This window comes from Streptomyces sp. RG80, assembly GCF_040446465.1.
GTDB lineage: Bacteria > Actinomycetota > Actinomycetes > Streptomycetales > Streptomycetaceae > Streptomyces.
Window position 1 is genome coordinate 285,114 of the sequence record NZ_JBEAAJ010000007.1, and the last position, 21,664, is coordinate 306,777.

Consider the following 21,664-nt stretch of genomic DNA (forward strand, 5'->3'; position numbering starts at 1 on the left):
GCATGAACTCCGCTCAGGCTGATGCCTACCTCCGTCGTCTCGGTGCCGAGCGCCCGGCCTCGCCCACCGCGGACGCCCTGCGCGAACTGCATCTGCGCCATCTGAAGAGCGTCCCCTTCGAGAACCTGTCGATCCACCTTGGCGAGGAGATCGTGCTGGAGGAGAAGCGGCTGCTGGACAAGGTGGTGGGGGCCAGAAGGGGCGGGTTCTGCTACGAACTCAACGGCTCCTTCGGGGCGTTGCTCACCACGCTGGGCTTCGAGGTGACGCTGCTCGCGGGCCGGGTGTACGGCGACGAGGGGCGGCTCGGCATCCCGTACGACCATCTCGCCCTGCGGGTGCGGACGGCGGACGGGGGTGACTGGCTGGCCGACATCGGTTTCGGGGCGCACAGTCACCATCCGCTGGCGATCGGGGCGCGGGGTGAGCAGGTGGATCCGGGGGGCACGTTCCGGGTCGTCGAGGCCGGGGCGGACGCGGCCGGGGTGCGAGGTGGGCACACGGTGGCGGAGGCGGCGGACCTGGACGTCGTCAGGGACGGCAAGCCGCAGTACCGCCTGGAGGTGCGGCCCAGGGTGCTCGGCGACTTCGTGGCGGGTGCCTGGTGGCACAGCACCTCGTCGGCCTCGCACTTCACGCGGTCGCTGGTGTGCTCGCTGGTCACGGAGGAGGGAGGGCGGATCACGCTCAGCGGCCGTAGTTTCACGGTGACGGGGGTGGACGGGACGCGCGAGGTGCGGGAGTTGGCGTCGGACGAGGAGGTGCTCGCGGTGTACCGGGAGCGGTTCGGGATCGTGCTCGACCGGGTGCCGGTGGTGGGCGGCGGGGACGGGGGGTCGTGAGGACGGGGCCGCGGGGCCGGCCGGGAAGGGTGAGCGGTCGTCGTCGGTCTGCGGGCCGGCGCCGGCCCGTGGTGTGAGCTGGGGTTCGCCGCTTTTCGCGGGCCCGGCGAGGTGCCGGACAATGGCTCCGTGAGCGATGTGAGACATGTGCTGGTGCTGCCTGATCGGGATGCCGCGGAAGAGGTGGCGGGGGCGCTCGGGGAGCGGTTCGGGGTGGCCGAGGAGCCGCGTATCGTCCGCGACGCCCTGGCCGGGGAGGACGACGCGGAGGACGCGCAGTGGCTGGTCGTGCTGCGGGACGAGGAGGGGCGGCTGGATCCGGGGGAGCTGGACGAGTTCGTGGGGGAGTGGGACGGGTGGCGGGAGGAGCCGTGAGACGGGGGCGCGGTGCGTGAGCCCGGGTGGGCGGTTGGTCCGGTGCTCGGCGTGGGGTGCCCGGCCTCGTCCGGTCGGCGGGCGTTGATGTCAGTGGGCCGTGCCATGCTTGTCGGCGATGGCCAAGAAGACTGCGAATGACGACCCGCTCGCCCCGGTGACGCTTGCCGTGGGGCAGGAGGACCTGCTGCTCGACCGTGCCGTGCAGGAGGTGGTGAGGGCCGCGAAGGCCGCCGACGCCGACACGGACGTACGGGATCTGAACCCGGACCAGTTGCAGCCCGGCACGCTCGCCGAGCTGACCAGTCCCTCGCTCTTCGCGGAGCGCAAGGTCGTGGTCGTACGCAATGCGCAGGATCTGTCGGCCGACACCGTGAAGGACGTGAAGGCGTATCTCGCGGCGCCCGCCGAGGAGATCACGCTTGTGCTGCTGCACGCCGGTGGGGCCAAGGGCAAGGGGCTGCTCGACGCCGCGCGCAAGGAGGGGGCGAGGGAGGTCGCCTGTCCGAAGATGACCAAGCCGGCGGACCGGCTGGCCTTCGTGCGGCAGGAGTTCCGGGCGACCGGGCGGTCGGCCACCCCCGAGGCGTGCCAGGCGCTCGTCGACTCCATCGGGAGCGATCTGCGGGAGCTGGCCTCGGCCGTGTCGCAGCTGGTCGCCGATGTCGAGGGGACGATCGACGAGGCGGTCGTCGGGCGGTACTACACCGGGCGGGCCGAGGCGTCGAGCTTCACCGTCGCCGACCGGGCGGTGGAGGGACGGGCCGCGGAGGCGCTGGAGGCGTTGCGGTGGTCGCTCGCGACCGGGGTGGCGCCGGTGATGATCACCAGTGCGTTGGCGCAGGGGGTACGGGCGATCGGGAAGCTGTCGTCGGCCCGGGGCGGGCGGCCGGCGGATCTGGCGCGTGAGCTGGGCATGCCGCCGTGGAAGATCGACCGGGTGCGGCAGCAGATGCGCGGGTGGACGCCGGACGGGGTCGCCTTCGCGCTGCGGGCGGTCGCGGAGGCGGACGCGGGGGTGAAGGGCGGCGGGGACGATCCCGAGTACGCCCTGGAGAAGGCGGTCGTCGCGATCGCCCGGGCGGCGCGGTCGCGGGGGCGTGGGTAGCGGGCCTTGCTGCGGGTTGCTGTGGCCGGCTGGGAGCGACGGGCCGGTTGGGAGAGACGGGCCGGTGGGGGCCGGTTGAAAGATGCAGCCCACATCGGAGCGTGACGGGGTTCTCCTCCGGTAGGAGAATCGGGCGTATCAGCCGAAAATCGCCGAACAACGGAGAGGTGGCGGTAGTCATGGCTGAACACCCCCACGCTCAGCTCGTCCGGAAGGGCTATGAGGCCTTTCAGCGGGGTGACATGGATGCCTTGCGCGGCTTGATGACCGCGGACTGTACGCAGCACGTGCCCGGAAGTCACCCGTTGTCGGGGGACTACAAGGGGCAGGACGCGATCATCGAGATGTACGGGCGGATGTTCGAGGAGACCGGCGGGACGATGAGCGCCGAGCTGCTCAGCCTCCTCGTCGACGGCCGCGGGCATGTGGTCGCCCTGCACCGCTTCAGTGCGGAACGCAAGGGCAGGCGTATCGAGGAGAACGGCTGCATCGTCTTCCGGATCGTGGGAGACAAGGCCACCGACCTCGATGAATGCGTCGAGGACATCGACCGGGCCAACGACTTCTGGTCCTGACGTCCGGCATGCCGAAGGCCCCGGCTACCGTCCTGGGGAAGGTCGGGCTCCGGGGCCTTCGGTGCAAAGCGTTCGAGCTCGTACCCGCGTGGCGAACGCAGGCCGCGTACGAGCTCTTGGTGCCGGATGGGAGCGGATAGAGAGGGCCCGCTCTGGGTCCTTCCGGCGATCAGATCAGAAGAAGTGTCAGCCCTTGAGGGACGCGACCTTCGAAGAGAGCGCCGACTTCTTGTTGGCGGCCTGGTTCTTGTGGATGACGCCCTTGGCGACGGCCTTGTCGAGCTGACGCGCGGCAGCGCGCTGGTACTCGGTGGCCTTCTCGACGTCACCCGCGGCAGCGGCCTCACGGGCCTTGCGGATCGCGGTCTTCAGGGAGGACTTGACGGCCTTGTTGCGCAGCCGAGCCTTCTCGTTGGTCTTGATCCGCTTGATCTGGGACTTGATGTTCGCCACTGATTGAGCCTTTTCAGGTTCAGGCACGGGACCGCACGGGGCCCGGGCCAGGTGATTTCTTGGGGTGTGCCTCGCGCTGAGAGGGCATGAGACACAGCCACCCAGGCTACCAGGGTGCTGCCCGGCGGCCCAAAACGGTCCCCGGTCGCCCGCCGTGGGACCATGGAGCCTACGTATCGATCCGACCCGAGCCGCTGCTGACCCTGCGGATACCTCAAGAATCAGGACCCTGCGTGCCCGCGACCCCTAACAATGTGCCCGCGCCGAGCCGTACCGACCCGGCTCTGATCCGCAACTTCTGCATCATCGCGCACATCGACCACGGCAAGTCCACCCTCGCCGACCGGATGCTCCAGCTGACCGGTGTGGTCGAGCAGCGGCAGATGCGTGCTCAGTACCTCGACCGCATGGACATCGAGCGCGAGCGCGGCATCACGATCAAGTCCCAGGCGGTGCGTCTGCCGTGGGCTCCCACCGAGGACCCGGGCAACACGCACATCCTCAACATGATCGACACCCCCGGGCACGTCGACTTCACCTACGAGGTCTCCCGGTCGCTCGCCGCCTGTGAGGGCACCGTCCTCCTCGTCGACGCCGCCCAGGGCATCGAGGCCCAGACCCTCGCCAACCTGTACCTGGCGATGGAGAACGACCTCAAGATCATCCCCGTACTGAACAAGATCGACCTGCCGGCCGCCCAGCCGGAGAAGTTCTCCGAGGAGCTCGCCAACCTCATCGGCTGCGACCCCGAGGATGTCCTCAAGGTCTCCGCCAAGACGGGCGTGGGCGTCGACGCGCTGCTCGACAAGGTGGTCCGGGAGGTCCCGGCGCCGGTGGGGATCAAGGACGCGCCCGCCCGCGCCATGATCTTCGACTCGGTCTACGACTCCTACCGCGGTGTCGTGACCTACGTCCGTGTCATCGACGGTCAGCTCAACAAGCGCGAGCGCATCAAGATGATGTCGACCGGTGCCACGCACGAGCTGCTGGAGATCGGCACCAACTCGCCCGAGATGCTCGGCGCCGACGGCCTCGGTGTCGGTGAGGTGGGCTACCTCATCACCGGCGTGAAGGACGTCCGCCAGTCCAAGGTCGGCGACACCGTCACCAGCCAGTCGAAGGGCGCCACGGAGGCTCTCGGCGGGTACAAGGACCCGAAGCCGATGGTCTTCTCCGGGCTCTATCCGCTGGACGGCTCCGACTACCCCGAGCTCCGCGAGGCCCTGGACAAGCTCCAGCTCAACGACGCCGCGCTGGTCTACGAGCCGGAGACCTCGGCGGCGCTGGGCTTCGGCTTCCGCGTCGGCTTCCTCGGGCTGCTGCACCTGGACGTCATCCGTGAGCGGCTGGAGCGCGAGTTCGGGCTCGACCTGATCGCGACCGCGCCGAACGTGGTGTACCGGGTCGACATGGAGGACGGCAGCGAGCACGTCGTCACCAACCCCAGCGAGTTCCCCGAGGGGAAGATCGACAAGGTCTTCGAGCCGGTCGTACGGGCGACGATCCTCGCCCCCTCCGAGTTCATCGGCTCGATCATGGAGCTGTGCCAGACCCGGCGCGGCACCCTGCTCGGCATGGACTACCTGTCGGAGGACCGGGTCGAGATCCGGTACACCCTCCCGCTCGCGGAGATCGTCTTCGACTTCTTCGACCAGCTGAAGTCCAAGACGCGTGGGTACGCCTCGCTGGACTACGAGCCCACCGGCGAGCAGACCTCCAGCCTGGTCAAGGTCGACATCCTGCTGCACGGCGACAAGGTCGACGCCTTCTCGGCGATCACGCACAAGGACGCGGCGTACGCGTACGGCGTGCGGCTCGTCGCCAAGCTGCGTGAGCTCATCCCGCGGCAGGCCTTCGAGGTGCCGATCCAGGCCGCCATCGGTTCCCGGGTGATCGCCCGCGAGACCATCCGCGCCATCCGCAAGGACGTCCTCGCCAAGTGCTACGGCGGTGACATCTCCCGTAAGCGCAAGCTCCTCGAGAAGCAGAAGGAGGGCAAGAAGCGGATGAAGATGGTGGGCTCTGTGGAGGTTCCGCAGGAGGCCTTCATCGCCGTTCTGAGCAGCGACGACAACGCCGGCTCGGGCAAGGGCAAGAAGTAACCGCGTACTCCCGCGGAAACAGGGGCCCGTCGCGTCCGAGCGCGACGGGCCCCTACGCGTGCGTAACGTCGCGCTCTGTAGGAAGTGACAGCCCGCCGCCCCTTACGCAGGGGCCGGTCGCGCTCTAGTCTGATCTCCACTCGATAGTTACTCGTGAGTTAAACAACACGCGAGAGCACACCCAGCCGCACTGAGCAGCCGCCGCACTGTCGCGGGCCCCGGAGGATGTCGTGAGCGACACACAGACCCTGATCGAGAACCGTCCGCCGAGCGTGGCGACCCTCTTCCTGGAGCGCGTTTCGGCCACGCCGGACGCCGAGGCGTACCGCTACCCCGTACCCCCGGCGTCCGGTGAGGGCCCCGATGACTGGAAGTCGCTGAGCTGGGGGCAGACCGCCGAGCGGGTCTACGCCATCGCCGCCGGGCTGATCGAGCTCGGGGTGCAGCCCGAGCAGCGGGTCGCCCTGTCCTCCGCGACCCGGATCGAGTGGATCCTCGCGGACCTCGGCATCCTGTGCGCCGGCGCCGCCACCACCACGGTGTACCCGCAGACCAACGCCGACGAGTCCGCGTTCATCGTCTCCGACTCCGACAGCCGGGTGCTGTTCGCGGAGAACGCCGAGCAGCTCGCCAAGGCCCAGGAGAAGCGCGGCGACCTGCCCGACCTCCACCATGTCGTGGTCATCGACGCCGAGGGCGTGGAGACCGGCGACTGGGTGCTGTCCCTCGCCGAGCTGGAGGCCCGGGGCGCGGCCCGCCTGGAGAAGGACCCCGACCTGATCAAGGAGCGGGTCGGCGCGATCACCAAGGACCAGCTCGCCACCCTCATCTACACCTCGGGTACGACGGGCCGCCCCAAGGGCGTCCGGCTCCCGCACGACAACTGGTCCTACATGGCCAAGGCGATCGCCGCGACCGGGCTGGTCGGCGTCGAGGACGTGCAGTACCTGTGGCTGCCGCTCGCGCACGTCTTCGGCAAGGTGCTCACCTCCGGCCAGATCGAGGTCGGTCACGTCACCGCCGTCGACGGCCGCGTCGACAAGATCATCGAGAATCTGCCGATCGTGCAGCCGACCTACATGGCGGCCGTCCCGCGCATCTTCGAGAAGGTCTACAACGGCATCGCCAACAAGGCCCGCGCGGGCGGCGGCGCCAAGTACAAGATCTTCCGCTGGGCCGCCGAGGTCGCCCGCGAGTACGCCAAGGTCACCCAGGACAACTTCCGCCGCACCGGCACCGCGAGCGCCCCGTTCGGTCTCGCCGCCAAGCACAAGGTCGCCGACGCGCTGGTGTACGCCAAGATCCGCGAGGCGTTCGGCGGCAAGCTGCGGGCCTGTGTCTCCGGTTCCGTGGCGCTCGCGCCCGAGATCGGGTTCTTCTTCTCCGGCGCCGGCATCCACATCCTCGAGGGCTACGGCCTCACCGAGTCCTCCGCCGCCTCCTTCGTGAACCCGGGCGAGGCGTACCGCACCGGCACGGTCGGCAAGCCGCTGCCCGGCACGGAGGTGCGGATCGCCGAGGACGGGGAGATCCTGCTGCGCGGCCCCGGCATCATGGAGGGCTACCACGGGCTGCCGGAGAAGACCGCGGAGGTGCTGGAGGCCGACGGCTGGTTCCACACCGGCGACATCGGCGAGCTGTCCCCCGACGGCTATCTGCGCATCACCGACCGCAAGAAGGACCTCTTCAAGACCTCCGGCGGCAAGTACATCGCCCCGACCGAGGTCGAGGGGCAGTTCAAGTCGGTCTGCCCGTACGTCTCCAACATCCTCGTGCACGGGGCCGACCGGAACTTCTGCACGGCGCTCATCGCGCTGGACGAGGTGTCGATCCTCGGCTGGGCGACGGAGAACGGGCTCGACGGGAAGTCGTACGCCGAGGTCGTGGCGGCGCCGGAGACGGTCGCGCTCATCGAGGGGTACGTCAAGGAGCTCAACGGGGGGCTTCAGCGGTGGCAGACCATCAAGAAGTTCCGGCTGCTGCCGCGGGATCTCGATGTGGAGCACGGTGAGATCACGCCGAGTCTGAAGCTGAAGCGGCCGGTTGTGGAGCGGGAGTACAAGCACCTCATCGAGGAGATGTACGAAGGGGCTCGCGAGGCGTAGCGCATGAGCTGAGGGGTGGCGGGGACTGTTCGGCGGCTGCGGGTACGTCGTGGCTTGTCGCGCCCACGCGGCGGAGCCGCAAATCGACACAGCCCCGCGCCCCTGGGGTCAGTTGACGCGGCGCCTGTTCAGAAGGTGCCGTAGGTCCATCACCCTTGTGCGTTGCGGCTCGGTCAAGTCGTCCTCCAGGTCTGCCAGTTGTCGGCCCACCTCCTCGTAGTCCGCCTGCTGCTGCGCCAGCAGCCGCTCCAGCTGGACGTTCTTGCGGTGCAGGTCCAGGAAGACGGTGACCTTCGCTCGTAGGACCCAGGGGTCGAAGGGCTTGGTCAGGTAGTCCGCGGCGCCGGTGGCGTAGCCGCGGAAGGCGTAGCCGGAGTCGTCCTCCGCGCCGGTCAGGAAGATGATCGGGACGTCCTTGGTCTGGTCGAGCCGCTTGATGTTCGCGGCGGTCTCGAAGCCGTCCATGCCCGGCATGCGGACGTCGAGCAGGACGAGGGCGAACTGCTGCCGCAGCAGTGCCTTCATCGCCTCCTCGCCCGAACGGGCGCGGACGAGCGGCTCGTTGAGGGACCCCAGGACGGCCTCCAGGGCCACCAGGTTGTCCTCCATGTCGTCGACGAGGAGGATGCTGGCGCGCTCTTCGGTCGTTGCCTCAGCGCTCATGGTGACGGTGCCTCATTCAGTCGTCGGCGGGACCGGCACTTCCCCTGACAGGTCCGGTTCCTCTACGGCGGTCTCCGCGCCGGTCTCGGTGTCGTCCTCGCCCTCGGGGTCCAGGAGCGCGCACACGACGGTCAGCAGCTGGTCGACGTCGACCGGTTTGGGTACGTAGTCGTTGGCGCCCCGGGCGATCGACTTCTCCCGGTCTCCCGGCATCGCCTTCGCGGTCAGCGCGACGATGGGCAGGCCGGTCCAGCGCGGGGTGCGGCGGATGGCGGCGATCGTCTCGTAGCCGTCCATCTCCGGCATCATGATGTCCATCAGGACGAGTTCCACGTCCGGGTTGCGCTCCAGTGTCTCGATGCCCTCGCGGCCGTTCTCGGCGTAGAGGACCGGCATGCCGACCCTGCCGAGGACGTGGGTGAGCGCGAAGACGTTGCGGATGTCGTCGTCGACGATCAGGACCCGCCGGCCGGGCAGCACCTGGCCCGCCCGGCCCGTCTTCCAGGCCTCCAGCTTGGTGGGCGTCGGCCAGGAGTCGTCCACGTCGGTGGAGGTGAAGGCCTCGGTCGACAGCTGTTCCGGGACCGGCAGGGTGTGTTCCTCGGAGCCCGGTCCGGTCGCCGTGTGGCCAGGGCTGACGACCGGGACGTACAGGGTGAAGGTGGAGCCCCTGCCGGGTTCGCTCTCGGCGACGATCCGGCCGCCGAGCAGGCCGGCGATCTCCCGGCTGATCGACAGGCCGAGGCCGGTGCCGCCGTACTTGCGGTTGGTGGTGCCGTCGGCCTGCTGGAACGCCTCGAAGATCACCGGGAGTTTCTCGGCGGCGATGCCGATGCCGGTGTCGGAGACGGAGAACGCGATCACCTGGCCGCTGTCACGGACATAGTGGTGCTCGGGGTCCGTGACCCGGGTGACACGCAGTTCGACTCGGCCGGTCGCGGTGAACTTGATGGCGTTCGAGAGCAGGTTGCGCAGGATCTGCTGGAGCCGCTGCTCGTCCGAGTACATCTCGCGCGGCACGTCCTCGCCGACCGCCACCTCGAAGGCGAGCCCCCGGTCGAGGGTGAGCGGGCGGAAGGTGGCGTGGACGTAGTCGAGCAGCTTGATCAGCGGCAGTTTCTTCGGGCGTACGTCCATCCGGCCCGCCTCGATCTTCGACAGGTCGAGGATGTCGTTGATCAGCTGGAGGAGGTCCGAGCCGGAGCGGTGGATCGTCGTCGCGAACTGCACCTCCTGGTCGGAGAGATGCCCGTCGGGGTTGTCGGAGAGCAGCCGGGCCAGGATCAGCAGGGAGTTCAGCGGGGTGCGCAGCTCGTGCGACATGTTCGCGAGGAACTCCGACTTGTACTGGGAGCTGGTCGCCAACAAGGCCGCCTTCTCCTCCAGTTCGGCGTTCGATCGCTGCAACTCCGCCTGCTGCTTCTGGAGTTCGTCGGAGCGTTCCTGGAGCTGACGGGCGAGGCGCTGGGACTCGCCGAGCAGGGACTCCGTACGGGAGTTGGCGATGATCGTGTTGATTGCGACGGCGATGGTGTTCACGAACTGGTCGAAGAAGGCCAGGTGGACGTCGGAGAAGCGGGAGAAGGACGCCAGCTCGATCACACCGAGGAGCTTGTCCTCGAAGAGGATCGGGATGATCACCACGCTGGTGGGGGCCGCCTCCCCGAGGCCACTGTTGATCTTGATGTAGTCCGGCGGGGCCTCCTCGACGAGGATCCGCTTCTTCTCCCGGGCCGCCTGCCGGACCAGGCCGTGCACCGGGAGGCCGCCGGTCTCGACGGTCGCGCCCTGTGCCGAGCCGTAGCCGGCGATGAACGCGAGTCCTTTCGCAGGAACGGTTGTGCGCAGAGCCGCACTGTCCTCGTCGGGGTCGGCTAGGAAGAACGCGCCGTACTGGGCGTTCACCAGCGGGGTCAGCTCGCGCAGCAGCAGGTCGGCGACCTCCATCAGGTCGCGGTGGCCCTGCATCAGCGCGGCGAGACGGGCCAGGTTGGACTCCAGCCAGTCCTTCGCGCGGGTGGTCTCGCGGAGGTTGGCCACCATCAGGTTGATGTTGTCCTTGAGCTCGGCGACCTCGCCCTGGGTCTCCACGGTGATCGAGCGGGACATGTCGCCCTGGGCCACCGCGGAGGCGACCTCGGCGATCGCGCGGACCTGGGTGGTCAGGTTGGAGGCGAGCTCGTTCACGTTGGTCGTCAGGCGCTTCCAGGTGCCGTAGACGCCCTCCACCCTTGCCTGGCCGCCGAGTTGGCCCTCGGAGCCGACCTCGCGGGCCACCCGGGTGACCTCGGAGGAGAAGGAGGAGAGTGTGTCGACCATGGTGTTGATGGCGGTCTTCAGCTCCAGGATCTCGCCGCGGGCGTCCACGTCGATCTTCTTGGAGAGGTCGCCGTTGGCGACGGCGGTGGTGACCTGGGCGATGTTGCGGACCTGCGAAGTGAGGTTGTCCGCCATGTAGTTGACGTTGTCGGTCAGGTCCCGCCAGACGCCGGACACGCCCAGCACCTGGGCCCGGCCGCCGAGCCGGCCGTCGGTGCCGACCTCACGGGCGACCCTCGTGACCTCGTCGGCGAAGGCACGCAGCTGCTCCACCATCGTGTTGACGGTGTCCTTCAGTTCCAGGATCTCGCCACGCGCGTCGACGGTGATTTTCTTGGAGAGGTCGCCGTTGGCCACGGCGGTGGTGACCTGGGCGATGTTCCGGACCTGTGAAGTCAGGTTCAGGGCCATGAAGTTGACGTTGTCGGTGAGGTCTTTCCAGACACCGCTCACGCCCCGCACCTGGGCCTGTCCGCCGAGGTTTCCCTCGGTGCCGACCTCGCGGGCCACGCGGGTCACTTCGTCGGCGAAGGCGGAGAGCTGGTCGACCATCGTGTTGATGGTGGACTTCAGTTCCAGGATCTCGCCCTTCGCCTCGACCGTGATCTTCTTCCCGAGGTCGCCCTGGGCCACGGCCGTCGACACCAGGGCGATGTTCCGCACCTGTGAAGTCAGGTTGTCCGCCATGAAGTTGACGTTGTCGGTCAGGTCTTTCCAGACACCGCTCACGCCCCGCACCTGAGCCCGTCCGCCGAGGTTTCCCTCGGTGCCTACCTCGCGGGCCACGCGGGTGACCTCGTCGGCGAAGGCGGAGAGCTGGTCGACCATCGTGTTGATGGTGGACTTCAGCTCCAGGATCTCGCCCTGTGCGTCGACGGTGATCTTCTGGGACAGGTCGCCGTTGGCCACGGCCGTCGTCACCTGCGCGATGTTCCGCACCTGCGAGGTGAGGTTCGACGCCATGAAGTTGACGTTGTCGGTCAGGTCCTTCCAGACGCCCGACACACCCCGCACCTGAGCCCGTCCGCCCAACTGCCCCTCGGTGCCGACCTCGCGGGCCACCCGGGTCACCTCGTCGGCGAAGGCGGACAGCTGGTCCACCATGGTGTTCACGGTCAGCTTCAGTTCGAGCAGCTCTCCGGTGGCCTCGACGGTGACCGTGCGGGTCAGGTCGCCGCGCGCCACCGACGTGGTCACCAGGGCGATGTCCCGCACCTGAGCGGTCAGCCGGGACGCCATGGTGTTGACCGCCTCGGTCACATCCCGCCAACTCCCGGACAGGCCCTGCACCTTGGCCCGGCCGCCGAGCCGCCCCTCGGTGCCGACCTCGCGGGCGACACGGGTCACCTCTCCGGTGAACAACGACAACTGGTCGACCATCTTGTTCACGGCCCGCCCCAGCCGCCGCAGATCACCGCGCAGCTGACGGTTGCCGTCATGGAGGTCGACCCGCTGGGTCAGATCACCGCCGGCCACCGCGTCGAGGACCCGGGTCGCGTTCGCCGCCGGGGCCACCAGGGCGTCGAGCAGCTGGTTCACATCGTTGACCCGGGACGCCCAGGCGCCCGCGCCGGGGCTCGGCGAGAGCCGTTCGTCGAGTCGGCCGTGCCGCACCAACTCCCTTTTGACCCGCTGGACTTCGGTGGTGAAGTGGACGTTGCGGTCGACCAGCTGATTGAAGATCGCGGACAGCTCGGCCGTGACCCCATGGGCGCCGGCCTCCGGCACCCTCGCGAAGTGCCCGTCCCGGGCGGCCGTCATCGCGGCGAGCAGCGGACGCAGATCCGATGCTCGAATCTGGTCGTCTTTCTGTCCGTCTTCGAGCACACGCGTAGCACTGTTCTCACTCATGGCGGCCCACTTCGTAACTCGGCGCTTATGGGCGTGGCCAGTCTGTCACTCTGTCCGCATCGACCGAGGTGTATTCGTCCGAACTGCTCGGGGAGCGGGACATGGGGGCCATTCCGGCGCAACGGGAGAGCGATCCCGGTGTCTCTGATGCCCCCGCGCCCCCGGAGGCGCTCCCGTGCGCCCGGGCGCACCCGTCTCTCGGCGGCAGCTCCCACCCGCCGGGCGCCGCCCGCGCACTCCTGCGCGCCGCCCTCGCCGAGTGGGCCGAACTGGGCCTGCCCGGCACGGAGGGCCTCACGGACCGGCTGGCAGACGACGCCGTCGTCATCGTCAGCGAGCTCGTCACCAACGCGGTCGTGCACGCCGGCACCGACATCGAGCTGGACTGCCGCCTGGAGCACGCCACCGGCGCCCTCGTCATCGAGGTAGGCGACCAGCACCCCTCGCGCGCCCCCCGCGACGGCGCGTGCGAACCGCCGTACGAGACACCGGAGTACGGCCGCGGGCTGCGCCTCGTCGCCACCCTCGCCGAGTCCTGGGGCATCACCTACCGCAAGGGCAGCAAGACGGTGTGGGCGCGGCTGACCGAGGCGGACAGCGCGGCCGTGGGCAAGAGCGCGGGGTACACGGGGGCGTACGGCCTGGAGGTCGCCGGCGCCCTCGCCCCCGAGCCCCAGCGCGCCGAACGCGACCGGGAGTGGCTCCACCGCGGTGCCCTGTCCTTCCTCGCGGAGGCCTCCGACCTGCTCGCCGGACAGCTCGACGAGGACCTCGTCGCGGCCCTCGCCGGGCAGCTGATCGTGCCGCGGCTCGCCGACTGGTGCGCGGTGTGGCTCGAGGACGAGGTCATGGGCCGCTGGGGCTCCCCCCGCCCGGGCGGGCCCGACGGCGGCGCGGGCTGGGGGGCCGACGGGACCGGCGGCGCGGGACCGCGGCTCGCCCGCGTCTGGCACGGCCACGAGAACCGCATCGAGGAACTGCGCCGGGTCCTGGACAAGGAACCGCCGAGACCAGCGGACCCACCGCGCTCCGGGCCGGTGCCCTTCCCCTGGCCCGCCGACGCACTCGGTCCGCACGAGGCGCACGGCGCTGCGCTGGCGTACCGGCTGATCGCGGGCGGCCGGCCGCTCGGCACGCTCGTCATCGGGCGGTCCGGGCTGCTGCGCTTCCCCGACGAGATCACCGGCCTGGTCGAGGACCTCGGCCGCCGGGTCGCGCTCGCCATCGGCGCCGCCCGCCAGTACGCCCGCCAGGCCACCATCAGCGCCGTCCTCCAGCGCGGCCTGCTGCCCGGCGCGGTCGCCGAGATCCCCGGGATGCGCAGCGCGCTGGTCTATGAGCCGTGCGACAAGGGCGGGCCCAGCGGCGACTTCTACGACCTGTTCCCGGCCGGCGACGGCCGCTGGTGCTTCGCCCTCGGCGACGTCCAGGGCAAGGGCCCCGAGGCCGCCGTCGTGATCGGCCTGGCCCGCCCCTGGCTGCGGCTGCTGGCCCGCGAGGGCTACCGCGTCGCCGACGTCCTCGACCGCCTCAACCAGCTGCTCCTCGACGACGCCACCGAGGCCGCCGACGCCGCGACCCGCGCACTGATCGCCGCGGGCGGCCAGTCCCCGACCGGCGACGGCCCCCAGACCCGCTTCCTCTCCCTCCTCTACGGCGAACTCGCCCCCTTCGACGGCGGCGTCCGCTGCACCCTCGCCTCCGCCGGCCATCCGCTGCCGCTGCTGCTCGGCGCGGGCGGCGAGGTGCGCACCGCCGCCCGGCCGCAGACCCTGCTCGGGGTCGTCGAGGACGAGACGTACACCAGCGAGAGCTTCGAGCTACGGCCCGGCGACACCCTGCTCTGTGTCACGGACGGGGTGACGGAGCGGCGCCAGGGCCCCCGCCAGTTCGACGACGGGGACGGCCTCGCGACGGCGCTGGCTGGCTGCGCCGGGCTCACCGCGCCGCTGATAGCGGAGCGCGTCCGGCGGCTGGTGCACGAGTTCGGCGTGGGGCCGCCGGAGGACGATCTGGCGCTGCTGGTGCTCCAGGCCGAGTAGCTCCGGCCGAGCAACCCTCACGGTCCTGGACAATGGAAGGCATGCCTTCCGCACTCCCCGACGGCGAGCCCGTCCCCGCCGACGGCGCGCTCCCCGCGTCCGCGCTCGCCGGGGCCGCCGACCGCCCCCTCGGGTTCTATCTGCACGTTCCGTACTGCGCGACCCGCTGCGGCTACTGCGACTTCAACACCTACACGGCGACCGAGCTGCGCGGCACGGGCGGCGTCCTCGCCTCCCGCGACAACTACGCGGACACCCTGATCGACGAGATCCGCCTGGCCCGCAAGGTCCTCGGCGACGATCCCCGCCCGGTCCGCACGGTCTTCGTCGGCGGCGGTACGCCCACCCTGCTGGCCGCCGACGATCTCGTACGGATGCTGGCGGCGGTCCGCGACGAGTTCGGGCTCGCGCCGGACGCCGAGGTGACCACGGAGGCGAACCCGGAGTCGGTGGACCCGGCGTATCTGGCCACCCTGCGCCAGGGCGGCTTCAACCGGATCTCCTTCGGCATGCAGAGCGCGAAGCAGCACGTACTGAAGGTGCTCGACCGCACGCACACCCCCGGGCGCCCGGAGGCCTGCGTGGCGGAGGCGCGGGCGGCGGGCTTCGAGCACGTCAACCTGGACCTCATCTACGGCACCCCGGGCGAGTCCGACGACGACTGGCGGGCGTCGCTGGAGGCGGCGATCGGCGCCGGGCCGGACCACGTCTCGGCGTACGCGCTGATCGTCGAGGAGGGCACGCAGCTGGCCCGCCGGATCCGTCGCGGCGAGGTCCCGATGACCGACGACGACGTGCACGCGGACCGGTATCTGATCGCGGAGGAGACGTTCTCGGCCGCGGGCTTCGAGTGGTACGAGGTGTCGAACTGGGCCACCTCCGAAGCGGGCCGCTGCCTCCACAACGAGCTGTACTGGCGCGGTGCCGACTGGTGGGGCGCCGGACCGGGAGCGCACTCGCACGTCGGCGGGGTGCGCTGGTGGAACGTGAAGCATCCGGGGGCGTACGCGGCGGCGCTGGCGGCGGGCCGGTCGCCGGGGGCGGGCCGTGAGCTCCTGTCCGAGGAGGACCGCAGGGTGGAGCGGATCCTGCTGGAGCTGCGGCTTCTGGAGGGGGTGCCGTTGTCGCTGCTGCGGGAGGAGGGGCTCCGGGCCTCTCGCCGGGCTCTGTCGGAGGGACTTCTCCAGGAGGAGCCGTATGGCGCGGGGCGTGCGGTGCTCACCCTGCGGGGGCGGTTGCTGGCGGACGCGGTGGTGCGGGATCTGGTGGACTAGGCGCCTAGTGGGGTGCCGGGCTCTGTCGTGTGGCGGCTGCGGGTTTGTCGTGGCTTGTCGCGCAGTTCCCCGCGCCCCTTAGGTGGATGCGGTCAAGCCGTGACGAAATCGATCAGTTCCTCCACTCGCCCCAAGAGCTCCGGCTCCAGGTCCTTGTAAGACCCCACCCGCTTCAGGATCGCCTGCCACACCGCGCCCGTGTTCTCCGACGGCCAGCCAAGGGCCCTGCACACGCCCGTTTTCCAGTCCTGGCCGTGGGGGACTTTCGGCCACCCCGCGATCCCCAGGGACGACGGCTTCACCGCCTCCCAGATGTCGATGTACGGGTGGCCGACGACCAGGGCGTGTTCGCTGGTCACCTGCTGGGCGATGCGCCACTCCTTGGTGCCGGGGACGAGGTGGTCCACCAGGACGCCGAGGCGGGCGTCGGGCCCGGGCGCGAACTCGGCGACGATCGACGGCAGGTCGTCGACCCCCTCCAGGTACTCCACGACCACACCCTCGATGCGCAGGTCGTCGCCCCAGACCTTCTCCACCAGTTCCGCGTCGTGCCGGCCCTCGACGTAGATGCGCCCGGCGCGGGCCACGCGCGCGCGTGCGCCGGGGACGGCGACCGAACCGGAGGCGGTACGGCTGGGACGTACCGGAGACGCGGTCGAGGGCCGCACGAGGGTCACCACGCGGCCCTCCAGCAGGAAGCCCCGAGGCTCCAGCGGGAACACCCGGTGCTTGCCGAAGCGGTCCTCCAGGGTCACCGTGCCCGCCTCGCAGCGGATCACCGCGCCGCAGAAGCCGGTGCCGGGCTCCTCGACGACCAGGCCGGGCTCCGCCGGGACCTCGGGGACGGGCTCGGGCTTCTTCCAGGGAGGAGTCAGGTCGGCTGAGTACTGGCGCATTCGGATGACGATAGGAGAAGCCCCGGGCCGCCTAGCGCGACACGCCGAAGCGCGCGGTCAGGGCGTCCCGCTGCCCCCGTACGAACGCCGCGTCCACCACCGCTCCGTGACCCGGCACGTACAGCGCGTCCTCACCGCCGAGGTCCAGCAACCGGTCCAGCGCCGCCGGCCAGTGCGACGGTACGGCGTCGGGGCCCGCCTGCGGTTCGCCGGACTCCTCGACCAGGTCGCCGCAGAAGACCACCTCCGGGGCGCCCGGCACCAGGACCGCGAGGTCGTGACCGGTGTGGCCGGGGCCGACGTTGGCCAGCAGGACCTGGCGGCCGCCGCCGAGGTCGAGGGTCCACTCGCCGGAGACCTGGTGGCGCGGGCGGACCAGGGCGTCCAGTGCCTCGTCGGCGAGCCGCTCCTCCAGGCCGTTGCGGATCGCGTCCGCGCGCAGCTCCTCGCGGGCCTGGTGCTGCTCGAACAGCGTGTCCATGCCCACCGGCCCGAACACCTCCGTCCCCGCGAAGGCCGCCGCACCGAACACGTGGTCGAAGTGGGGGTGTGTCAGCGCGAGATGGGTCACACGATGCCCGGCCAGCGACTCGGCCTGCGTCCGCAGCCGCGCGCCCTCCCCGAGGCTCGACCCGGCATCGATCAGCAGGGCCGTCTCCGCCCCGACGACCAGCCCCGCCGTACAGTCCCAGCCAGGGAGCCGGCACCGGCCCACCCCGGCCGCCACCCGCTCCCACCCGAGCTCTTCCCAAGTCACCGTCATACGGCGACGCTAGCCGTACGAGCGGTCACGGCAGGACCGACCTTGCCGGGGCGGTACCCCACCGCCGTACACTGGGCCGGGGAGCGCTGGCACTCGGACGGACAGAGTGCCAGGCGGGGAACCGAGGGAACGACTTCTGGAGGTGCGCGCGATGCTGAGTGAACGCAGGCTCCAGGTGCTGCGCGCCATCGTCCAGGACTACGTCGGCACCGAGGAGCCGGTCGGCTCCAAGGCCCTCACCGAGCGGCACAGCCTCGGCGTCTCCCCGGCGACGATCCGCAACGACATGGCGGCCCTGGAGGACGAGGGGTTCATCGCCCAGCCGCACACCAGTGCCGGGCGGATCCCCACCGACAAGGGCTACCGGCTCTTCGTCGACAAGCTCGCGGGCGTCAAGCCGATGACCGCGCCCGAGCGGCGCGCCATCCAGAACTTCCTCGACGGCGCCGTCGACCTCGACGACGTGGTGGCCCGCACCGTACGGCTGCTCGCGCAGCTCACGCGGCAGGTGGCGGTGGTGCAGTACCCCTCGCTCACGCGATCCACCGTGCGCCATGTCGAACTGCTCGCCCTCGCCCCCGCGCGTCTGATGCTCGTGCTGATCACGGACACCGGGCGGGTCGAGCAGCGGATGATCGACTGCCCGGCGCCGTTCGGCGAGGCCTCCCTCGCCGATCTGCGGGCCCGGCTCAACAGCAGGGTCGCGGGCCGGCGCTTCAGCGATGTGCCGATGCTCGTCGAGGACCTCCCCGAGGGCTTCGACCTGGAGGACCGCGGCACTGTCTCGACGGTGCTCTCCACTCTGCTGGAGACGCTCGTCGAGGAGAACGAGGAGCGGCTGATGATCGGCGGAACCGCCAATCTCACCCGCTTCGGACATGACTTTCCCCTCACGATCCGGCCCGTCCTGGAGGCCCTGGAGGAGCAGGTCGTCCTCCTCAAACTCCTTGGCGAGGCCGGTGATTCGGGCATGACCGTACGTATTGGTCATGAGAACGCCTACGAGGGACTCAACTCCACTTCCGTGGTGTCGGTCGGCTACGGTTCGGGCAGCAACGAGGCAGTCGCCAAGCTCGGCGTGGTCGGACCGACCCGCATGGATTACCCGGGAACGATGGGAGCGGTACGCGCAGTGGCACGGTACGTCGGACAGATCCTGGCGGAGTCGTAAGTGGCCACGGACTACTACGCCGTTCTCGGCGTGCGCCGCGACGCGTCGCAGGAAGAGATCAAGAAGGCCTTCCGGCGGCTCGCTCGCGAGCTGCACCCGGACGTCAACCCCGATCCGAAGACCCAGGAGCGGTTCAAGGAGATCAACGCCGCGTACGAGGTGCTCTCCGACCCGCAGAAGAAGCAGGTCTACGACCTCGGCGGCGACCCCCTGTCCCAGGCGGGCGGCGGTGGCGCGGGCGGCTTCGGAGCCGGTGGGTTCGGGAACTTCTCGGACATCATGGACGCGTTCTTCGGTACGGCGTCCCAGCGGGGCCCGCGGTCGCGTACGCGGCGGGGCCAGGACGCGATGATCCGGCTGGAGATCGAGCTCGACGAGGCGGCCTTCGGCACCACGAAGGACATCCAGGTCGACACGGCCATCGTCTGCTCCACCTGTAGCGGTGAGGGCGCGGCGCCGGGGACCTCGGCCCAGACGTGTGACATGTGCCGTGGCCGCGGCGAGGTGTCGCAGGTGACGCGGTCGTTCCTGGGCCAGGTCATGACGTCCCGGCCGTGTCCGCAGTGCCAGGGGTTCGGGACGGTCGTTCCGACGCCGTGCCCCGAGTGCGCGGGCGACGGACGGGTGCGCTCGCGCCGGACCCTGACCGTGAAGATCCCGGCCGGTGTCGACAACGGCACCCGGATCCAGCTCGCCGGCGAGGGCGAGGTCGGACCCGGCGGTGGTCCCGCCGGTGACCTCTACGTCGAGATCCACGAGCTGCCGCACAACATGTTCCAGCGGCGCGGGGACGACCTGCACTGCACGGTGACGATCCCGATGACCGCGGCGTCGCTCGGTACCAAGGTGCCGCTGGAGACGCTGGACGGGCTGGAGGAGGTCGACATCCGGCCCGGCACACAGTCAGGTCAGTCGATCCCGCTGCACGGGCGGGGCGTCACGCATCTGCGGGGCGGGGGCCGGGGCGACCTCATCGTCCACGTCGAGGTGCAGACGCCCTCCAAGCTGGACCCGGAGCAGGAGCGGTTGCTGCGGGAGCTGGCGAAACTGCGCGGCGAGGAGCGGCCCACGGGGCAGTTCCAGCCGGGACAGCAGGGGCTGTTCTCGCGGTTGAAGGACGCGTTCAACGGTCGGTGACCGCGTTCAACGGTCGCTGACCGTGGGGTGGCGAGGGGCTGAAAATCACTGGTTCCAGGCCAGTGCTCAGCCCCCTCACCCGCCGCCCATTCCACTGGACTATGCCAGTGGAAGGCCGGATTCGGACTTGTTCGGTGGACGTGGCACCATGCGGGCATGTCCTCCGCGCTGACCGATCTCTTCCCCCATCCGATCGTGCAGGCCCCCATGGCGGGCGGTGTCTCCGTGCCGCAGCTCGCCGCCGCCGTGTCCGACGCCGGGGGGCTCGGTTTCCTGGCCGCCGGGTACAAGACGGCCGACGGGATGTACCAGGAGATCAAGCAGCTGCGGGGACTGACCGGACGGCCCTTCGGTATGAACCTGTTCATGCCGCAGCCCGAATATGCGGACCCCGCCGCCGTCGACGTCTACTCGCACCAGCTGGCCGGTGAGGCCGCCTGGTACGAGACCGAGCTCGGGGACCCGGACAGCGGCCGCGACGACGGCTACGACGCCAAGCTCGCCGTCCTGCTCGACAACCCGGTGCCGGTGGTCTCCTTCCACTTCGGCATCCCGAGCTCCGACGTCCTCGACGCCCTCCGCCGCGCCGGCACCTTCACCCTCGTCACCGCGACCACCGCCGAGGAGGCCCTCGCCGTCCAGCGCGCCGGTGCCGACGCGGTCATCGCGCAGGGCGTGGAGGCCGGCGGCCACCAGGGCACCCACCGCGACGTCCCGGAGAACGACGGGACCGGGATCGGGCTCCTCTCGCTCGTCGCACAGATCCGCGAGACCGTGGGCATCCCGATCGTCGCCGCCGGCGGCATCATGCGCGGCAGCCAGATCGCCGCCGTCCTCGCCGCCGGTGCCAGTGCCGCCCAGCTCGGCACCGCCTTCCTCGCCACCCCCGAGTCCGGCGCCGCGCCCGTCCACAAGCAGGCCCTCACCGACCCGCTGTTCGTGCGCACCGAACTGACCCGCGCCTTCTCCGGGCGCCCCGCCCGCGGGCTCGTCAACCGCTTCCTGCGCGAGCACGGCCGGTACGCCCCCGCCGCGTACCCGGAGATCCATCACCTCACCGCACCCCTGCGGAAGGCCGCCGCCAAGGCCAAGGACCCGCAGGGCATGGCGCTGTGGGCCGGGCAGGGCTACCGGATGGCGCGCGACCTGCCCGCCGGACAGCTGGTGGAGGTACTGGCCGCCGAACTCGCCGACGCCGAGACAGCGTTGTCGGCCTTCCCGAAGGGCGGTGGCCTGCGATGACGGCTCCCGTGTTCGTCGTGGACCGACTGGACGGCATCGGCGGGCAGTTCGTGCTCGACGGGCCCGAGGGACGGCACGCCGTCTCCGTGAAGCGGATGCGGCCCGGCGAGAACGTCGTCCTGACCGACGGGCGCGGCCACTGGATCGAGGGCGTGGTGAAGGCCGCCGAGGGCAAGGACCGGCTGGTCGTCATGGACCTGGAGTCCCTGGTCGAGGAGGCCGAGGAGGCCCCGCGCATCACCGTCGTCCAGGCCCTGCCCAAGGGCGACCGCGGGGAGCTGGCCGTCGAGACCATGACCGAGACCGGCGTCGACGCGATCGTGCCCTGGCAGGCCTCCCGCTGCATCACCCAGTGGAAGGGCGACCGCGGGCTCAAGGCGCTCGGCAAATGGCGGGCCACCGCCCGCGAGGCCGGCAAGCAGTCCCGGCGGTTCCGCTTCCCCGAGGTCGCGGACCTGGCGACCAGCAAGCAGGTCGCGGCGCTGCTCGCCGAGGCCGACTTCGCCGCCGTCCTCCACGAGAGCGGCGACGAACCGCTGGCCACCGTCGAACTCCCCACCGAGGGTGACATCGTGCTCGTCGTCGGACCCGAAGGGGGCGTCTCCCCCGAGGAGTTGGCCCTCTTCGCGGAGGCGGGTGCCAAGCCGTACGTGCTCGGGCGTAGCGTGCTGCGTACATCGACCGCCGGGACCGCGGCGACCGCCGTGCTCCTGGCCCGCACCGGCCGCTGGTCCTGACCCCGAGGG

The 21,664-nt window shown here is 70.4% G+C and carries 17 protein-coding genes; 12 read left to right on the forward strand and 5 right to left on the reverse strand.

The features are described from left to right. Positions 1 to 2 precede the first annotated feature (2 nt). The 4 genes from ABKA17_RS25030 to ABKA17_RS25045 all read left to right on the forward strand — a co-directional run bounded on the left by ABKA17_RS25030 (position 3) and on the right by ABKA17_RS25045 (position 2,900). Complete coding sequence (locus tag ABKA17_RS25030) at positions 3 to 842, forward strand: arylamine N-acetyltransferase family protein (RefSeq protein WP_353694452.1); 840 nt, start codon at positions 3 to 5, stop codon at positions 840 to 842. Positions 843 to 971: 129 nt separating this feature from the next. After that, the gene (locus ABKA17_RS25035; RefSeq protein WP_353694453.1) at positions 972 to 1,217 is read left to right on the forward strand and encodes a hypothetical protein; all 246 of its coding nucleotides are present in this window, start codon (positions 972 to 974) and stop codon (positions 1,215 to 1,217) included. 118 nt (positions 1,218 to 1,335) lie between these two features. Next, complete coding sequence (gene holA / locus ABKA17_RS25040; RefSeq protein ID WP_353694454.1) at positions 1,336 to 2,325, forward strand: DNA polymerase III subunit delta; 990 nt, start codon at positions 1,336 to 1,338, stop codon at positions 2,323 to 2,325. A gap of 179 nt (positions 2,326 to 2,504) precedes the next feature. Then, on the forward strand, positions 2,505 to 2,900 hold the full coding sequence (locus tag ABKA17_RS25045; protein ID WP_353694455.1) for a nuclear transport factor 2 family protein: 396 nt from the start codon (positions 2,505 to 2,507) through the stop codon (positions 2,898 to 2,900). A gap of 186 nt (positions 2,901 to 3,086) precedes the next feature. Here ABKA17_RS25045 and rpsT read toward each other — a convergent pair whose 3' ends face one another. Then, positions 3,087 to 3,353, reverse strand: coding sequence for a 30S ribosomal protein S20 (rpsT, locus tag ABKA17_RS25050; RefSeq protein ID WP_353694456.1), 267 nt, complete (start codon positions 3,351 to 3,353; stop codon positions 3,087 to 3,089). A 233-nt stretch (positions 3,354 to 3,586) separates the two neighbouring features. Between rpsT and lepA the strand changes: the two genes are divergently transcribed. Continuing rightward, positions 3,587 to 5,455 (forward strand): translation elongation factor 4, encoded by a 1,869-nt coding sequence (gene lepA / locus ABKA17_RS25055; RefSeq protein ID WP_353694457.1) that lies wholly within the window; start codon positions 3,587 to 3,589, stop codon positions 5,453 to 5,455. Between the two features lie 230 nt (positions 5,456 to 5,685). After that, complete coding sequence (locus tag ABKA17_RS25060) at positions 5,686 to 7,560, forward strand: AMP-dependent synthetase/ligase (protein WP_353694458.1); 1,875 nt, start codon at positions 5,686 to 5,688, stop codon at positions 7,558 to 7,560. A gap of 108 nt (positions 7,561 to 7,668) precedes the next feature. Here the strand turns inward: ABKA17_RS25060 and ABKA17_RS25065 are convergent, their stop codons facing one another. Both ABKA17_RS25065 and ABKA17_RS25070 read right to left on the reverse strand, forming a co-directional pair. After that, on the reverse strand, positions 7,669 to 8,223 hold the full coding sequence (locus tag ABKA17_RS25065; RefSeq protein WP_353694459.1) for a response regulator: 555 nt from the start codon (positions 8,221 to 8,223) through the stop codon (positions 7,669 to 7,671). A gap of 12 nt (positions 8,224 to 8,235) precedes the next feature. Further along, complete coding sequence (locus ABKA17_RS25070) at positions 8,236 to 12,393, reverse strand: HAMP domain-containing protein (RefSeq protein ID WP_353694460.1); 4,158 nt, start codon at positions 12,391 to 12,393, stop codon at positions 8,236 to 8,238. Between the two features lie 101 nt (positions 12,394 to 12,494). Between ABKA17_RS25070 and ABKA17_RS25075 the strand changes: the two genes are divergently transcribed. Then, positions 12,495 to 14,435: a SpoIIE family protein phosphatase gene (locus ABKA17_RS25075; RefSeq protein ID WP_353694461.1), complete on the forward strand. Its 1,941-nt coding sequence runs from the start codon at positions 12,495 to 12,497 to the stop codon at positions 14,433 to 14,435. 41 nt (positions 14,436 to 14,476) lie between these two features. After that, positions 14,477 to 15,709: a radical SAM family heme chaperone HemW gene (gene hemW / locus ABKA17_RS25080; protein ID WP_353694462.1), complete on the forward strand. Its 1,233-nt coding sequence runs from the start codon at positions 14,477 to 14,479 to the stop codon at positions 15,707 to 15,709. Between the two features lie 92 nt (positions 15,710 to 15,801). On the opposite strand, the gene ABKA17_RS25085 is transcribed toward hemW, so the two are convergent. Further along, positions 15,802 to 16,605 (reverse strand): DUF3097 domain-containing protein, encoded by an 804-nt coding sequence (locus ABKA17_RS25085; RefSeq protein ID WP_353694463.1) that lies wholly within the window; start codon positions 16,603 to 16,605, stop codon positions 15,802 to 15,804. Positions 16,606 to 16,636: 31 nt separating this feature from the next. Continuing rightward, positions 16,637 to 17,368 carry an MBL fold metallo-hydrolase gene (locus ABKA17_RS25090; RefSeq protein ID WP_353694464.1) on the reverse strand — a complete coding sequence of 244 codons (732 nt, stop codon included), beginning with the start codon at positions 17,366 to 17,368 and terminating at the stop codon, positions 16,637 to 16,639. A 151-nt stretch (positions 17,369 to 17,519) separates the two neighbouring features. Between ABKA17_RS25090 and hrcA the strand changes: the two genes are divergently transcribed. The 4 genes from hrcA (at position 17,520) to ABKA17_RS25110 (ending at position 21,655) form a co-directional block, all read left to right on the forward strand. Continuing rightward, a complete protein-coding gene (gene hrcA, locus ABKA17_RS25095; RefSeq protein ID WP_353694465.1) occupies positions 17,520 to 18,539 on the forward strand; it encodes a heat-inducible transcriptional repressor HrcA in 1,020 nt (339 codons plus the stop codon). Continuing rightward, the gene (gene dnaJ / locus ABKA17_RS25100; RefSeq protein WP_353694466.1) at positions 18,540 to 19,676 is read left to right on the forward strand and encodes a molecular chaperone DnaJ; all 1,137 of its coding nucleotides are present in this window, start codon (positions 18,540 to 18,542) and stop codon (positions 19,674 to 19,676) included. It begins immediately after the preceding gene. 156 nt (positions 19,677 to 19,832) lie between these two features. After that, positions 19,833 to 20,918 (forward strand): nitronate monooxygenase, encoded by a 1,086-nt coding sequence (locus ABKA17_RS25105; protein ID WP_353694467.1) that lies wholly within the window; start codon positions 19,833 to 19,835, stop codon positions 20,916 to 20,918. Next, positions 20,915 to 21,655 (forward strand): 16S rRNA (uracil(1498)-N(3))-methyltransferase, encoded by a 741-nt coding sequence (locus ABKA17_RS25110; protein WP_353694468.1) that lies wholly within the window; start codon positions 20,915 to 20,917, stop codon positions 21,653 to 21,655. The genes ABKA17_RS25105 and ABKA17_RS25110 overlap by 4 nt, the downstream gene beginning before the upstream one ends. The last annotated feature ends 9 nt before the right edge of the window (positions 21,656 to 21,664 follow it).

What these genes read in the sequence shown, in the direction of transcription:
- ABKA17_RS25065 (WP_353694459.1), bottom strand. Translation starts at nt 8,223, where the DNA reads ATGAGCGCTGAGGCAACGACCGAAGAGCGCGCCAGCATCCTCCTCGTC.
- ABKA17_RS25070 (WP_353694460.1), bottom strand. Translation starts at nt 12,393, where the DNA reads ATGAGTGAGAACAGTGCTACGCGTGTGCTCGAAGACGGACAGAAAGAC.
- ABKA17_RS25075 (WP_353694461.1), top strand. Translation starts at nt 12,495, where the DNA reads ATGGGGGCCATTCCGGCGCAACGGGAGAGCGATCCCGGTGTCTCTGAT.
- ABKA17_RS25030 (WP_353694452.1), top strand. Translation starts at nt 3, where the DNA reads ATGAACTCCGCTCAGGCTGATGCCTACCTCCGTCGTCTCGGTGCCGAG.
- ABKA17_RS25110 (WP_353694468.1), top strand. Translation starts at nt 20,915, where the DNA reads ATGACGGCTCCCGTGTTCGTCGTGGACCGACTGGACGGCATCGGCGGG.
- hrcA (WP_353694465.1), top strand. Translation starts at nt 17,520, where the DNA reads ATGCTGAGTGAACGCAGGCTCCAGGTGCTGCGCGCCATCGTCCAGGAC.
- holA (WP_353694454.1), top strand. Translation starts at nt 1,336, where the DNA reads ATGGCCAAGAAGACTGCGAATGACGACCCGCTCGCCCCGGTGACGCTT.
- ABKA17_RS25105 (WP_353694467.1), top strand. Translation starts at nt 19,833, where the DNA reads ATGTCCTCCGCGCTGACCGATCTCTTCCCCCATCCGATCGTGCAGGCC.
- ABKA17_RS25045 (WP_353694455.1), top strand. Translation starts at nt 2,505, where the DNA reads ATGGCTGAACACCCCCACGCTCAGCTCGTCCGGAAGGGCTATGAGGCC.
- ABKA17_RS25090 (WP_353694464.1), bottom strand. Translation starts at nt 17,368, where the DNA reads ATGACGGTGACTTGGGAAGAGCTCGGGTGGGAGCGGGTGGCGGCCGGG.
- hemW (WP_353694462.1), top strand. Translation starts at nt 14,477, where the DNA reads ATGCCTTCCGCACTCCCCGACGGCGAGCCCGTCCCCGCCGACGGCGCG.
- ABKA17_RS25085 (WP_353694463.1), bottom strand. Translation starts at nt 16,605, where the DNA reads ATGCGCCAGTACTCAGCCGACCTGACTCCTCCCTGGAAGAAGCCCGAG.